This window comes from Streptomyces sp. Je 1-4 4N24 (assembly GCF_026239515.1).
Classification (GTDB): domain Bacteria; phylum Actinomycetota; class Actinomycetes; order Streptomycetales; family Streptomycetaceae; genus Streptomyces; species Streptomyces nigrescens.
The window spans coordinates 7,538,102-7,552,989 of sequence record NZ_CP110836.1; the positions used below are offsets into that span (position 1 = coordinate 7,538,102).

Genomic DNA, 14,888 nt, shown 5'->3' on the forward strand with positions numbered 1-14,888 from the left:
CCTTCCGAAGCGGGCCCGCAACGGGAATAGTTGAGCCACTGCCGACCCGCCCGTGCCCACCCGCGGCCCGGCCCGGCCTTCGCACCCGCTCGTACGCATCCGACTGGGGGACCTCCACCATGACCAGCTCCGCGCCCCGGCGCACCGTCCTGGCCGCCGCGCTAGCCGCCGCCGCGGGTGTCGCCACCCCCTCGGCCCAGGCCGTCGACGCCTCCCGCAAGCCCGCCGCGGGTACCGCTGCCCCGGCCACCGCCACCACCCCGGACGCCCCCGCGCGCCGATCGAAGAGCCTCGTGGACTATCACGCCTGGACCACCACAGCCGACTGGACCAAGGGCCACGCCAAGGGCACCGCCCTCGCGCCCGGCGCCCGGCCGGGCATCCGCCTGGCGCGCCCGGCCGGCACCTCCGACTACAAAGACCCGCACACCGGCAAGACCACCAGCTGGGAGTACGCCACCTGGACCTCCCCGGTCCACCGTCTCGGGGTCCCGGCCACCGAGGTCGTCGCCTCCTGGAACGCCCACACCCCGCCCGGCACGTGGATCGCCGTCGCGCTGCGCGGCACCTACAGCGACGGCGGCCGCACCCCCTGGTACGTCATGGGCCGCTGGACCTCCGGCGACGGCGACAGCGACATCCGGCGCACCTCCATCGACGACCAGAAGGACGGCAAGAGCAGCGTCTCGACCGACACCTTCGCCATCGACACCCCGGCGAGCGGCCTCCGCCTGGCCTCCTACGAGCTCCGCGTCACCCTCTACCGCAAGCCCGGCGGCACCCTCACCCCCACCGTCTGGCGGCTGGGTGCCATGAGCTCGGACCTCCCCGACCGCTTCGAGGTGCCGGCGTCCGCGCCCGGACGGGTCGGCCGCGAGCTGGTCGTCCCGCGCTACTCGCAGGAGATCCACAAGGGCCAGTACCCGGAGTACGACAACGGGGGCGAGGCCTGGTGCAGCCCCACCTCCTCCCAGATGATCGTCGAATACTGGGGCCGCAAGCCCACCCAGCAGCAGCTGTCCTGGGTCAACCCCGACTACGCCGACCCCCAGGTCTGCCACGCCGCCCGCTACACCTTCGACTACCAGTACGAAGGCTGCGGCAACTGGCCCTTCAACGCCGCCTACGCCGCCACCTACCGGGACCTGCAAGGCGTCGTGACCCGCCTCTCCTCCCTCACGGACATCGAACGCCTCATCCACGCGGGCATCCCCGTCATCACCTCCCAGTCCTTCCTGAAGACCGAACTCGACGGCGCGGGCTACGGCACCGCCGGCCATCTGATGACCGTCGTCGGCTTCACCGAGGACGGCGACATCATCGCCAACGACCCGGCCTCACCGGACAACGCCGCGGTCCGGCGCGTGTACAAGCGCCGGCAGTTCGAGAACATCTGGCTGCGGACGAAGCGCAAGAACGCGGACGGCAAGGTCGTCGGCGGCAGCGGCGGCGTCTGCTACCTCTACTTCCCGGCCAAGCCGGCACCCACTCAGCGCCGGGTACTCGCGGAGCTGGGAATCCGCTGAGCATGTGCAGCCTGAAGGTGGCCTCGATGACCTGACGGCAGCGTTCACTGCCGTCGGTTGAGGGCGAGGCGGCCGTATCGGTCCACCGTGAACTTGATCGAGCTGTGCCCATCCATCGCGACACCTCGTGGATGGGCACACCGTTGCTCAGGGTCACGGTGGTCCATGTGTGTCGGAGATCGTGGGGGTTGTAGCCGGGAAGCCCGAGGCGTTTCAGAGCCCGGTCCCAGGATTTACGGAAAAGGTCGGGGTAGATCATGCCTCCGGCCTGATTCCGAATGGGCAGCCGTTCGGCAAGCGGCTCCAGGGTGGCGGGCGCCGGTATGTCGCGCCATTCGCCCTCTTTCCGATGCTTCAAGGGAGCGTGGAGGGCAACGTACTTACCTGAGGAATTCTTGATACGCACAACCTGCCGCCGGCAACGCAACGTGCCGCCGACTATGTCCTCCGGAAAGACTCCCAGCGACTCTCCGATACGCAATCCGCAGCACGCCATGCCACACAGCAGGCTCCAGGCGTGGACCAATCTCTTTGGCCAAGGCTGAGATCTCATCGAAGCTGGGAAGCGTCCTCTCATCCACTTGCATGATGGGGTTGGCAGGCTTCTCAGCCTGCTTGACCGGATTCTCGCGGATCCTCTTGTGGCGAACCGCGTGAGAGAATATCCTCGACAGAGCAATGCGGCGGGAATCTATCGTGTTGGGCATCGCGCCCTGCCGGCGCCAGAGCGCGTACAGCTCCTCCACGTCGGCCGCAGTGACCTGGGAGATGGTCTTCTTCCCCAGCTGCGGGAGGACGTGTAGACGCATGATGCGCTCGTAGGACTCCTCCGTGCCGGCCGCCATGGGCTTCAGGGCGAGCCAGTCGGCCGCGTAACGCCGCACCGACACCTTGCCGGCAGAAGGATCTACGTAGCTGTTCTCCCGCTTGTCGTTCTCCATCTTGGTGGCGAAATCCACCGCGTCCTTCTTGCGGTCGAACGACTTCTCACGCTGCCGAGCGCTACGCCCACCGGGCTCCCGGTACCGTACGAGCCATCGCTTACCGGCGCCCCAACGCCTTTGTCGGCGCGAGCATTGCTCGGCTTCCCATGTCCGGCCCGGTCAACTGACGTCGTGGCTGGGACTCCTCGCGAAAGGCCCTGGGTATGCCGCAGACGTCAGAGGTCGAGCTGTACCCGGCGTACAGGCCGACTCGTCCGCCCCTACCTGGGACTTCACCTAGGAAAACGCCTCTGACCTGTATCGGAGGCCCTTTCCGGTCTTTCAAGCGCTTGCCGCCTTGCGCGGTCGAATGTCCCTCGCAAATCCCTCTGACAGACCTCAAAGTCCCTGCAAAGTCCCAGAGGCCGGCGGTCATCTGAGGCATCTGAGCAGCCGCTCCATGGGGATACCCACGCTGATGATGTAGTTGCGTGCCGCCCAAGGGGCTGCCCCGCTGGGAGCGGGGTGGTAGGCCTGTCGGCGCGATCTCCGCTGCGCGGAGTGGCCAGCACGAATCGGTCCGCGAAATCGACCGCTTAGACCATGTAGGACATGGTCTAAGCCGCTCAAGACTTCCAGCGATCTCTACTACCCGGAAGACCGGCCCGAGGGGCATCCGTGGTTCCTGTTCACCGAGCCCCGCAACTACGGCAAGAAGCGCCACGGACAGTGGAAGACCCGCTGGCGCGCCGACCCGGGCAAGGCGTCAAAGAATGCTGACGAGCGCAAGGAGAACGAACTCAACTCTCCCTGGTACAGCATGACCACTCGCGAAATTACTCCGATGTACACGCGCGACGGGTACGAGCGCGAGGCCCTCGCCGTCGTCGCAGCCCGACTCAGCCACCAGGCGCTCTCGTGGTCCGATCGAACGCGTTACCCCGCGCCACTTCACGCCGCACTCCAAATGGACCTCGGCCACCCGCAGTTCCGCCGCTCCGAACCCAAGGACCCCGAGAGCCTCGAGATCCTCAGGGAAGCACGCGGAGGCGACGCATAAGCCGCCGTCCTCCCAGCTGTTGAGGGCACGATCACGGACGATCGCGCCGAGATGAGAAGTGGGGCCAGCGGCCGGGATACCTCCCGGCCGCTGGCCCCACTTCGAGTCCGCCGACAGCGGGAGTCAAACTGCACGCTGCACCTTGCCGAGGGCCCCCTTCAGTTGAGTATCGACAAGGCTGGGGCTCCCGAGACGACGACCAAGACGTCACCGACACGGATAGCCGTCTGCTTGACGACACTGCGCTGCCCACCGGACGAGACGCCGAAGACCTCTGGGGCGACTCAGGACGGCATGGCACCGTCGAGGTACTCCTGCACCGACTCGAACAGTCCGTAGGGCACGTACTCCGGGATGTCACCGTGGGCGTCCCAAGCAAGTTCGGCCAGCTCTTCGGTGTCCGCTACATGAGCTGTGCCGCCCAGCATCTGGCAGGCGGTGTACGACATCAGGCGGCCCGTCTTCGGGTGGACGCGCTCGCCGAGCAGCTTGACCGCCATCACGGTCAGCCCTGTCTCCTCCTGGGGCTCCCGTACGGCGGCGTCCTCGCGTTCCTTGCCGGGCTCGACCTCTCCGGCCGGAAACTGCCAGGAGAGCTGTCCCTCGCTCACGCGGCGGCGGACCATGAGCACACGGCCTTCGTGAACGACGATGGCGGCGGCGATACCCGACCGCTCGTCCGTGTCACGTCTGCTCCTCCAGGACGGCCAGGACGGCCAGGACGGCCAGGACGGGTGGGAAGATCGTATCGACGGAGATGATGTGGGTCACCGCGTTTCTGGGGACCCACATCACGTCGATGTTCTCGGCCGCGTCGCTGTTGGTGGCCTCGCCGGCCAGGTACTCACAGAGGATGTACTCGCACAGCACGCCGGTCGCAGGGTGCAGGCGGTTCCCGAGGTGCTTCCGTACTGCGCAGTGGACCCCAGTCTCGTCCAACGTCTCGCGCACCGTGGTGGTTTCTGCCTTGCCTCCTGGCTTGAGCGCATCAGCATGGCCAGCGAACTTCCTGTTTCAGCCCGGTGAGCCCCCCGAAATGGGACTCACCGAACTTGCCCTGGGTGTAGTGCCGAGTGCGGAGGACTGTGGCGAGCGCTCTGTGGATCTCCTGCATTGCCCTGTCGTGAACTCCGGGGCGTGGCCCTACTGCGGTGTGCGGTACGGAGGAAGTACCCGTACCTGCCCACCCCGCTCAGCGATCCATGCCTCGAGTTCGGTGCCGGCCAGTTCTCGGGACGATTCGCCACTGAAGACGGTGACCGGCCCGAATACGGTGCCTGTCAAGCCACGCATCACCGTTGAGTCGTCGGCCTTGATCTCGAAGATGTTCTCGTCAAGGACGGCATCCGTCAGGTCCGCCCCCCTCATGTCGGTGTCGATCAGCGAAGCACCGAGGAACCTCGTTGTGCGGAAGCTCGCTCCCGACGCATCGGTACCGTACAGCGAAGCCCCGACCATATCCGTCCCGTTGAGCCGCGCCGTTCGGAGCACGGCCTCGTCCAGGTTCGCCTTGACGAGATCCGCTCCGGTCAGATCCGCTCCGGTCAGATCCGCCGACTGAAGGTCGGCCCGGTAGAAGGACGCGCCGACAAGTCGCACGCCCACGAGAACCGCATCGGTGAACCACGCGTTCGAGAAGTCCCCACCCGAGAGGTCGGCGCCCCGGAAGTCGCGCTCCATGCCATTGAGGTTATATTCCTCCGAGGCGAGCCATTCCTGCAGTTGCCGCGTGGCTTCCGGATCGGCCGGGAGCGCAGTCGGCTTCCAGTTCTTACGGGTACCAGATGACACGATCTCCCCAACCACGGCTTTCGACGACATCCTTGATGCTGTCGATTGCCGCTTGATTTGCGTTCCGAACGTCGATAATAACTATACGTCCACGTTTTTCGATCTGCTTCGCCAGCTGCTTGTTGACCCAAGCCTCGTTATTGGCCGGGTCATACGCACCCTTGAACGGCTGAGACTTGTCACGCACGTTGTTGAAGGGGGGATAGTCGGAGTGGACGCCCTTGATGTCATAGTACTCGCCAGTGGATTCGGAATAGAATTCACCCTTGTCGGCCAGCTCCGGGCGACGGATATCCGCCGGGAGGCGGCCGCTCTCCCGTAGATCGAGGCCGACTCGAGCCTCATCCATCGATTTGTCGTCGATCTGATTCTTGTGATCAGGATCATGCTTCAGGTGATCGAATTCCTCTGGAGCCCGATTTTCGACTTCATCGAGGTGGCCCCAGTGCGCCGCTCTTTCCTCCGCCGTCAACGCCGGAATCGGCTCGTTCGCACGCTCGCCGGGCTCGCCGACTCGGTCGGACCAGTCGGAGGGGGCGTGGCTGCCGCCGTCCGGCCCGTCCCCAGAGCTACCTTCGGTACCCCGGCCGTCGTGGTCACCACCGCTTGCTCCGTCGTGTGCAGGCGCGTCAGGTTCGCTCCCCGGGTTGTCGGTTGATGGGCCGTGGTGTCCGCCTGTGCTGTGCCCGTCGCCGTGACCACCGGAGGAGCCATCGCCGTGCCCGCCGGTCGACGGAGCATCGTGCCCGCCGGCACCGGGGCCGCCGCCGTGCCGGCCGGCGGAAGGCTCGCGGTGGGCGGAGGGGCCGTCGCCCTGGTGCGGGATGGACGGGCCGTCGCTGACGCCGTGGCCACCGTTGCCCGTGCTGCTTGTTTCGTTGGTGTGGCGAGCGCCGCTCGTGGAGTTGTCCAGCCCGCCGGTGACCGGAGTGTGAGAGGTCCCGTCACCGCCCAGGGAGTGGCTGTTGGTGGGCATGCTGTCGGCCCTGCCGCCTGGGGTGTTACCGTCGCCGGCGCGGCCCATGGGGGTGTTGTCGCGCGGGCCAGTGGCGCTGTGGCCTGCGTTGTCACTGGTGCGGGCCGGGTCGGATATGTCCGAGCCGACGTGTGTGATATCGCCGCCGCGTCCGCCAACACCGGCCGGGACCCGCTGTTCCTGGTGGGCTGGGGTCTCGGTCCGTGGGGTGTCCGCGCCCGCTTTCGGGTTGGGGACATTCTCCTTCTTGGCCTCGTCGCCCTTCTGGAGGAGGCTGCCGTCCTCCCTGTACAGGGAGCCATCGGTGCCCATGTACTTCCCCGGGCCGTCGAGTGGGCTCTTCACCGTGCCCGGCGGGAGGGTGACCGTGTCTTCGGGCAGCTTGATTCTGCCGCCCGGGAGCCTGGTCGCCCCCTCCGGAACGGCGGCGTCCTTGGGGAGCTGGATCGTGCCGTCCGACAGCTTTTGGGAGCCTTCGGGCAGGCTGTAGGCGCCGTCGGAGATATTCGGGGTCGCGAGGTGGCCGGCGTCCTTGAGGCCGGCCATTACGCCGCGGAGCTTGGACAGGCCGACGCCTGCGCCCTTGGCGACGTAGGTCATCGGGTCGAGGGCCTGGGCCACCTTGCTGCCGACGGAGATGGCCTTGGCCGCCGTGGCGGCCTTGCCCGCGCCCGCCACGGCGCTGCCACCGCCCCGGGTGATGACGGCGCTCAGGACGTTGAAGGTGACAGCGCCTGCGGCCCGGGAGTTGTTCGATCCCCACTGGTCCCAGGCGACGAACGCTTTGCCGGTCTCGGTCATCGCGGTACGCGATTCCCGCAGCCAGGAGGGGAGCATGCCGTCAGGCAGCATCCAGTACGCGGGGCCCACGAAGGGCAGGGTGGTGATCGTGACGCCGGTGGAGAGCTTGGCCAGACCGAGCCATGCCTCGCCGGCGGCGTCCCCTCCGTGCCCGCCGAACAGGGTTTTCAGCGCCTCGACGCCGGCTCCTGCGCCGTCGACGACGAAGCCCTTGCCGAATTCCCAGACGTGCTCCCACACCTGCCATCCGGGAATGGATTCCTCGACGGCGTCGCCCCAGGGCAGGCTCTTGGCCTGCTTGAGGTCTTCGGCGCGGTAGCCGTACCCCGTCTTGTGGGTGGCGTCGATGACGTGGAGTGCCTTGCCGTTGACGAGGCCGACGATCTTGGCGTGGCAGTTGCGTTCGGCTTCCTGGAACGCGGTCCAGACTTCGGCGATCTTGTTGCGGCGGTTGAGGTTCTCGTCGGTCAGGTCGCCGTCTTCGCTCCAGTCGTCTTCGGCGGCCTCGTTGGATTGGAAGTCGGCGGCTTCTTTCTTGAGCTGCTTGAACTTCTCGATCAGCGGGGTGATCTCGCGGGCGTAGGTGCCCAGCGCCTTGGCGATGACGCGCATGTCCTCGCCGAGGTCATGCGCCGTGTCCTCCACCGGTTTGGTGACGCCGAACAGCTGCTCCGCCTCGGGTGCCTTGTAGAAGGCGGCCAGCCCGCCGAAGGACTTGTGGACGTCCGAGCCGGCCGTTTCGATCGTGGAGCCGCTGCGGGAGAACGCCTTGATCTTGGTTTCGAGAACGTCCAGGTCCCCGGTGAAGACCGGTACATCGGCCGGATCGACCGGTCCGCCACTCACTTCTTCTTCCCCCCGAAGTCCTTGAGAGCATCCAGCCGCACCCTGTGGGCGGCGCTTTGGGCGTTCTTGGCCGCTTCCAGGTCTCCCTGGACGTATTCATTGGTGGCTTTGGCGGCGCCCCAGACGGCGGCCTGACAACGGTCAGCCATCGCCTTCATGCCCTTCTTGCGGCCGTTCACGTACTCGACCAGCGCTGCGGCGACCGGGCCCGTTGCCGTCTTCGGCAACAGGTCCGGGGCCACCGGTCCCACCGGCTTGTACCCCGACGCCGACATCAGCCCGTTCGGTGACGTTGTGGCCTGCGTGCCCGGCACGGCCGTACCGGCCGCCTGGGCGGCCTCCTGGATGTCGGCGAGCAGTGTGTTGAGGGCTGTGCCGAGGTCTTCGGCGTGCGTGCCGACGACCTTCAACTGGCCCTGCACTCCCTGCGGCTGAATGTCCCATGACGCCATGAATGCCCCCCGTATTCCTCATCTCTTGCACCCACGCACCACGACCCGCGCGACACCGCCGCCTCCACGGAGGCCAACCCATCAGCGCAGCGCAAAAATGGTGTTGCCGTCTGCTGGTGCGCTGGGGGTGATTCAGCCGATGTTGTCGACTGCGGCCTTTGCGCGTGTGAGTGTCTGGTGGGCGGTGGAGTCGTTCTTCTCCAGCGTCGTCTTCAGCAGCTGGATGATGCTCCGGACCTCCTGCGAGGCGCGGTTCCAGCGCTGCTCCTTGCCGTGGTACTCCTCGGCGACACCATCCGCCGCGAAATCCGCCATCGCCGCCTTGACCTGCGCATCACGCGCCGCGATCACCTGCTCCAGACGGCCGATCACCGCCTGGATGTTGCCCTGCGCCTCCGCCGAGGCCCCCGAGTCGTACGAACGCCGGTCCATGCCAGTAGCCATCACAATCACTCCCCCTGAGATCTGAGTACTTGAGCCGCAATCGGGCTGTCAGCGGCCTGAGAAGCGGGCCGCGTCGAAGTTCGCCGCCGCCATCTGCGAGCGGGCGTTGTCGGCCTGCTCCTGCACGCCGGAGCCGAACGCCGACTCCATACCCGACTGGCCGCCCACAATCGCGGACAGCGCGCTGTTCAGCGACGCCGTGATCTCGTCCGCGTTCGCCTTGAAGGAGTCGAACGCCGCCTTGCCGGCGCCGTTGAACTTGCCTTCCAGCGGCTGCGCTGCCTGGACGAGCTGGTGGATCAACGTCCCCAGTTCCGTGCTCGATCCCTGCGACTTCGACCTCAGGGTCGAGAGCGTCTGCGCTCCCATGTCGAACTTCATCGGGCTCCCCCTGCCGGACTTGACGATCGTATGTACGGTCATGCCTATCAACCGGGACATGACCGGTGCAATTCACAATCCCGATGCTAGGGCGAGGGTGTGACAATGGCTCAAAGGTGCCAGGCGTCCCCCCGTTACTTGCGGCGATGTGCTGGGCGTGGAGATGCATCCATCCACGGCGTCGGTCCGGGCGACCAGGCGCTCTCACTCGCCTTTCAGGTGCCGCATCAGGCGTTCGAAGTCGTGCCAGCCCGACAGGTCCGAGGGGTCTCCAGGCAGGGGGTAGTACAGCGCGGGGCGGGCCTTGGGGCCGAGGGGGACGGGCGGCTGGGACAGCGGGGTGTTCCGGGCGCGGTCGTCGGGCATCTGGTGGACTTCCTCCGCGCCGAGTACGAAGGCGAACGGGACGCCGGGTCCTTCGAAGCGGGGCGGCACGGCCAGGTCGCGGCGGGCTTTGCGGATCTGGATGAGCATCGAGGTGAGGCGGTGGCGGGTGGCGAGCAGTTCCGCGGCCCTTGGCAGGGCGCTCATGGGAGGCTCCTCGTCGGGCCCGTAGCCGAAGGTCAGCGTGACGTATTCCTCCACGCCTGCCGTCGTGCGCTTGACGCGGATGGTGGCGAGGCCGGGCCGGTCCGGGCTGCCGACCACTACGAACCAGGTCGGCGCTGGGGCCCGCTCGTAGGCGATGTCGGTCAGCTGGCGCGGTGACCAGGGGAGGGTGGCGGGTTCTGCGGTTCCCCAGCCGGCTGGAGGCTCGCCGGTGAGTTCGCGCCATATCGCTTCCAGTGCCCCGCCGAGAACCAGGCGTTCGTCCGCGGGGTGGGTGGTGCGGAAGGTGATGGCCAGCTGGCGTTCGCCTGCGGCGGTGACTTCTTGGTAGGAGGCGGCCAGCTGGGTGCGGGGGTCGTCGGCGGTGGCGTCGGGCGGCGCGACGGGGGTGAACATACCGTCCTGCCAGGACAGTACGGCTCCGCTCAGCCCGTCGTAGTAGCCATCGCGCTCGTCCCGTAGAACCCAGCGGGAGGGCCAGTTGCTGAGGCTGTCGCGAACTGCAGGGGAGAGTGTCGTTCCGGGCGGGGTGACGATCTGCAGGCCCAGCTCGGCATTGGCGGCTGTCTGGTAGGCGTGCGAGAGCCAGGCCGTCATGGCAACCACGGGGCGGTCCTGGATGACGACGGCGACCTTGTCGGTCAGGACGTCGACGGTGGCCTGACCGGCGGCGGGGCCGGCGGGGGTGGGTGCGACGCTTACGCCGTCTGTCTTCACCACGGCCAGGGACTGCGCGGCTTCAGGTGGCCAGGCGGAGCCGTCGGCCAAGGTGGCCAGCCGGGCGGCGAAAGTACCCGCCAGACGTTCGGCGTGCTCGATGCCGGTGGTGGCGCGGGCTTCCGTCCACCAATACGGGACGGAGGGTGGCGTGGCCCCGAGCAGCCGTTCGGCTTCGCCGGCGACCTGGACGAGTAGCGGGGCCTCGATGCAGACGAGTGGCCGGCCCTCCTCGTCGCACAGGCGTATGACGGCGCCTTCGCCTGTGGTGTCGACGAGGTTGTCGGGGCCTCCGGAGAGCAGTCCCGCGAGCATGGTGGCTGGGTTGGGCATGCGTTGGGTGAGGGCGATGACGTCCTTGGTCATGGAGTCGTCCGGTCTTTCGTCGGTCGTGGCATGGATGTCGTACGGGGCGTGGCTCGGGTGCGCGGGAGAGTTCTACGGTGTTACTCGGGGGAGTAGACGGTCTGGATCAGCTGGTTGGGCTGGCCTCTGCGGATGAGGACGCCGCGGCCGGCCGGTTGCTGGGAGGCGTAGACCCCCGGGAAGAGCTGGCCCTCGCCGCGGTCGCCCGCCATGAGGAGTGCGGAGGAGCCCGACTCGCGCAGGCCCTGCACCAGGGGTTCGTAGATGCCGCGTGAGGCTCCTGCGACGCGGCGGGTGAGGACGAAGTGGAGGCCGATGTCCACCGCGGAGGGAATATACGGAAGGAATGGTTCCAGCGGTTCCTGGCCAGCAGTGGTGAGCACGTCGTAGTCGTCGACGAGGACCACGATCCGCGGGCCGATGCCCCAGCTGCCCGGCTCCAGGTCCTGGGGGCCCGTGGCGTCATCAGGTAGCCGCTTGTCCAAGACGGTGGCGATACCGGCGGCCAAGCCCGCGCACATTTTGGCGTTGTAGGCGTAGCCGCCGTTGAACTCCTCGGGGATCGCGCCGCGCAGGCTGCGCCTGGGGTCCATGATGGCGAAGACCAGCTCGTCCTCGCTGTAGCGCTCGATGAGGCCGCCAGCGATGGTCTTCAGGAGATTCGTCTTGCCGCACTCGCTGTCGCCCATGATCAGCAGATGCTGGTCATGCTGGAACAGGTCGAGCACAACGGGATTGAGCGCGGTCTGGTCCAGGCCGATGGGCACCCGCTGGGGTTCGGCGACCGGGCCCGGCAGGAGGTGGGGCTCCACGACGTGCGGCAGCACCCGTACCGGCTGGGCGACCTCGCCGCTCCAGGTGGCGCGGATCGTCCGGACCGTCCGCTCCAGGACGGCGCCGAGGTCCGCGGTGTCGGCAAGTCCGTCCGTACGGGGCAGCGCCACCTGCGCAAAGAGTTTGCGATCGGTGAGCACGCGGCCGGGCTCGTCGGGCGACAGGGTCGCGGCGAGCTTGTGGTCGATGCTGGACTCGCTGGGGTCGTTCAGCCTCAGCTCGACGCGGGTGCCGAAGTTCGACTGGACGGCGATGCGCACGTCGTTCCAGCGGAGCATGCCGGCGACTACGTGGATGCCGTAGCCGCCACCGCGTTTGAGGATGTCGGCGACGGCGTCGTCCAGGTCCTCGAAGTCGTCGCGCAGGGCGCCGAAGCCGTCGATGACGAGCACGATCTCGGCGGAGGCCAACTGGGGCAGCCGGCCCGCCGCGTGCAGGTCGCGCAGCTGTGAGATGGAGTCGATGCCGTGCTCGCGAAAGAGGTCCTCGCGGGCCGCGAGCATGTTCCGCACCTCGTCGACGGTGCGGGCCGCACGCTCGCGGTCGGCGCGGCTCGCGATGCCGCCGACGTGTGGCAGGCCCGATAGTGCCGCCAGGCCGCCGCCGACTAGATCGAGGCCGTAGATGCCGACCTCCTGTGGGGTGTGGGTCAGCGCGAGGGAGAGGATGAGGGTGCGCAGGAGCGTCGTTTTGCCAGATTGCGGGCCGCCGATGACGGCGGCGTGGCCGCCCGCCAGCGTGAGGTCCAGGTACCACTGTCCCTGCCACTGCCGGGTCGGGTCGTCGAGCAAGCCGAGGGGTACCTCGAGCGGGCCGCGGCGCTTGGTCAGCTGCACGCCGCGCGGGCCGACGTCCAGGGGACCGGCGACCGTGTCGAGGCAGATCGCGTCGGGCAGCGGCGGCAGCCAGATGCGGCGCACCGGCCCGGCGGCGTGCGCCAGCTGCTCCACCATGACGCCCAGCTCCGTCGGCCCCATCTCGCGGCGCCGCACCGCAGGCTCCTGTGCGTCCGCATCCTCCTCGGTGGAAAGGGTGTTGAAGGTGTCGTAGGGGAGGGCGAGGGGGCCGCTGTCGTCGTCTTCGCGCTGTACGGGGCCGCGGTAGGCGCCCGAGACATAGCTCGCCTTGAAGCGGTCGTAGTGGCTGGTGTCGACCTTGAGGTAGCCGAATCCGGGCAGCGGCGGCAGGTGGAAGGCGTCCGTGGTGTCCAGAACCGTACGGGATTCGTCGGCGGAGAAGGTCCGCAGGCCGAGCCGGTAGGAGAGGTAGGTGTCCAGGCCCTTGAGATGGCCGCCCTCGATGCGCTGGCTGGACAGCAGCAGGTGCACGCCGATGGAGCGGCCGATCCGGCCGATGGACAGAAACAGGTCGATGAAGTCCGGCTTGGCGGTGAGCAGTTCGCCGAATTCGTCGATGACGACGAACAGGTGCGGCAGTGGCTCCAGGCCGGGCCGCTGGTGGGCGCGCAGCGCGGCGTAGTCACCGATGTCGGCGACATTGCCCGCGTCCTTGAGGACCTGCTGACGGCGCTTGACCTCGCCGGCGAGCGAGGCGTGGACGCGCTCGACGAGGCCGGCCTGGTTCTCCAGATTGGTGATGACGCCAGCGACATGCGGCAGGTTGGCGAACGGCGCGAAGGTCGCACCGCCCTTGTAGTCGACGAGGACCAGGGCGAGGTCCTCCGGCGGGTGCGTGGCCACCAGGGCGAGGACAATGGTGCGCAGGAGTTCCGACTTCCCGGAGCCGGTGGCGCCGACGCACAGGCCGTGCGGTCCCATGCCGAGATCGGAGGACTCCTTCAGGTCCAACAGCACCGGCTCGTGGCCGTCGTTGATGCCGATGGGGACGCGCAGGAAGGCACGTTCGCCGCGCGGCGCCCACAGGTGCGAGAGGTCGAGTTGCGCCACGTCGTCGACGCCGAGCAGCTCGGCGAAGTCCACGGGCCCGGTCAGGGGGGCGTCGGTGAGCGATTCGGCGGACAGCCGCAGTGGCGCCAGCAGCCGTGCCAGGCCCTCGGCGAACGGGATGCCGGCTTCATCCACGGTGCCGTGGGCGAGGACCGGCTCCTGCGCGCGCAGATCCTCGATGATCACCTGATCGCCGTCGACAGTGAGCCGCACGCCGACCTGTCCCGGCTCCTGGACCCGCTGTTCGAGCAGGTGCAGGACGGTGACGCCCATCTCGCGCAGGCCGACCGCGTCGTCGGGACGCGGCAGGTCGACGGCGTCCTCACCATGCCCGTCGGCGACGACCAGTAGCCGGGACGTCATGGACAGGGCGTCCTTGTCGGACAGGCCGCGGCGCACTTCTGCTGCGTAGGAGGCGCGGCGGCGCAGTTCCGGGCCGAGCTGCCGGGCGAGCTGGGGTGCAGAGGGGGCGATACGGCGCGCGGCGACGGGGCCGTCGAACTGCTCGGTGTCGAGCAGATGCGGCAGCCACTTGGCCCACTCCCAGTCGGCGAGCCGGTCCCCGGGCACCGCGATCGCCATGGCCACATCGTCGGGAGCATGCAATGCAGCGGCTTGCACGAAGAGGGCGCGCGCGACGCGCAGGCAGTCCTCGCGGGGGCCGATGACGCTGACGTTACCGACACGGTCGAGCGGGACTGTCAGCGGCAGCTCGGTGCCGGTGCGGAAGCGGGCCATCAGCGCCGACGCCTCATTGAGCATGAAGCGGTCGGGCGGGGTGAGGACCGACGAACCCTGCTGGGCGATCTGCAGATCGCGTACGGGCATCTCACCGGTGCCCACACGTACGCGCAGAAAGTCGCCGTCGGCGCGACGGCGCTCCCACAGGCGAGCCGGATCGCGCACGATGTCGTAGAGGGCGGCCGGGGGCGGGTTGAGGACATCGGCCCGCTCGCGCCGTTCACGCTCCTCGCCGGCCAGCTCCTCGCGCAGATCCTCCAGATAGGCCAGATACGCCTCGCGCTGAGTGCGCCGAGTGCGCTGCGCCTTGCCACGCTGCGAGAAGACCAGCGCGACGGACCCGATGACGGTGACGACGAGGATGATCGCACCCAGCCCGGCGAACTGGCTGTTGCGCACCACCGTCATCATCACCACCGACGACATGACGCCAGCGACGGGCAGCAGCGACATCGCGATGTTGCCCGCCTTCCCCTCGGGGAGGTTGGGCGGGGCCTCGATGATGCGCGCCTCGGACGCGGCCGGTGGCCGGGTGGCCCTGGCCGGGCGGTGTATCAGTCGGGTACTCATCCTC

At 68.0% G+C, this 14,888-nt stretch carries 11 protein-coding genes and 1 pseudogene; 2 read left to right on the forward strand and 10 right to left on the reverse strand.

Annotated elements, in window-relative coordinates:
- Window positions 1–119: 119 nt before the first annotated feature.
- Window positions 120–1,526 carry a peptidase C39 family protein gene (locus SLV14N_RS33015; protein WP_263272287.1) on the forward strand — a complete coding sequence of 469 codons (1,407 nt, stop codon included), beginning with the start codon at window positions 120–122 and terminating at the stop codon, window positions 1,524–1,526.
- Between the two features lie 380 nt (window positions 1,527–1,906).
- Here the strand turns inward: SLV14N_RS33015 and SLV14N_RS33020 are convergent, their stop codons facing one another.
- Window positions 1,907–2,485: an N-terminal phage integrase SAM-like domain-containing protein gene (locus SLV14N_RS33020; protein WP_263272289.1), complete on the reverse strand. Its 579-nt coding sequence runs from the start codon at window positions 2,483–2,485 to the stop codon at window positions 1,907–1,909.
- A gap of 538 nt (window positions 2,486–3,023) precedes the next feature.
- Between SLV14N_RS33020 and SLV14N_RS33025 the strand changes: the two genes are divergently transcribed.
- Window positions 3,024–3,509 carry an RNAseH domain-containing protein gene (locus SLV14N_RS33025; protein WP_263273341.1) on the forward strand — a complete coding sequence of 162 codons (486 nt, stop codon included), beginning with the start codon at window positions 3,024–3,026 and terminating at the stop codon, window positions 3,507–3,509.
- A 284-nt stretch (window positions 3,510–3,793) separates the two neighbouring features.
- Here SLV14N_RS33025 and SLV14N_RS33030 read toward each other — a convergent pair whose 3' ends face one another.
- The 9 genes and pseudogenes from SLV14N_RS33030 to eccCa all read right to left on the reverse strand — a co-directional run bounded on the left by SLV14N_RS33030 (window position 3,794) and on the right by eccCa (window position 14,884).
- Window positions 3,794–4,258 (reverse strand): NUDIX hydrolase, encoded by a 465-nt coding sequence (locus SLV14N_RS33030; protein ID WP_263273342.1) that lies wholly within the window; start codon window positions 4,256–4,258, stop codon window positions 3,794–3,796.
- A pseudogene (locus SLV14N_RS33035) lies at window positions 4,194–4,493 on the reverse strand (NUDIX hydrolase); the annotation flags it as partial. The gene SLV14N_RS33030 and the pseudogene SLV14N_RS33035, both read right to left, overlap by 65 nt.
- A 159-nt stretch (window positions 4,494–4,652) precedes the next feature.
- On the reverse strand, window positions 4,653–5,330 hold the full coding sequence (locus SLV14N_RS33040) for a pentapeptide repeat-containing protein (protein ID WP_263272291.1): 678 nt from the start codon (window positions 5,328–5,330) through the stop codon (window positions 4,653–4,655).
- Window positions 5,281–7,923, reverse strand: coding sequence for a hypothetical protein (locus tag SLV14N_RS33045; RefSeq protein WP_263272293.1), 2,643 nt, complete (start codon window positions 7,921–7,923; stop codon window positions 5,281–5,283). The genes SLV14N_RS33040 and SLV14N_RS33045 overlap by 50 nt, the downstream gene beginning before the upstream one ends.
- Complete coding sequence (locus tag SLV14N_RS33050; RefSeq protein ID WP_263272295.1) at window positions 7,920–8,375, reverse strand: DUF6507 family protein; 456 nt, start codon at window positions 8,373–8,375, stop codon at window positions 7,920–7,922. The genes SLV14N_RS33045 and SLV14N_RS33050 overlap by 4 nt, the downstream gene beginning before the upstream one ends.
- Before the next feature lie 132 nt (window positions 8,376–8,507).
- Entirely contained in the window at window positions 8,508–8,819 is a 312-nt protein-coding gene (locus SLV14N_RS33055; protein WP_263272297.1) for a pore-forming ESAT-6 family protein, read from the reverse strand.
- Window positions 8,820–8,867: 48 nt separating this feature from the next.
- Window positions 8,868–9,200, reverse strand: a complete 333-nt coding sequence (locus SLV14N_RS33060; protein WP_263272298.1) for a hypothetical protein — start codon at window positions 9,198–9,200, stop codon at window positions 8,868–8,870.
- Between the two features lie 204 nt (window positions 9,201–9,404).
- The gene (locus tag SLV14N_RS33065; RefSeq protein ID WP_263272300.1) at window positions 9,405–10,832 is read right to left on the reverse strand and encodes a DUF6177 family protein; all 1,428 of its coding nucleotides are present in this window, start codon (window positions 10,830–10,832) and stop codon (window positions 9,405–9,407) included.
- Window positions 10,833–10,912: 80 nt separating this feature from the next.
- The gene (eccCa, locus tag SLV14N_RS33070; RefSeq protein ID WP_263272302.1) at window positions 10,913–14,884 is read right to left on the reverse strand and encodes a type VII secretion protein EccCa; all 3,972 of its coding nucleotides are present in this window, start codon (window positions 14,882–14,884) and stop codon (window positions 10,913–10,915) included.
- Between the last annotated feature and the right edge of the window lie 4 nt (window positions 14,885–14,888).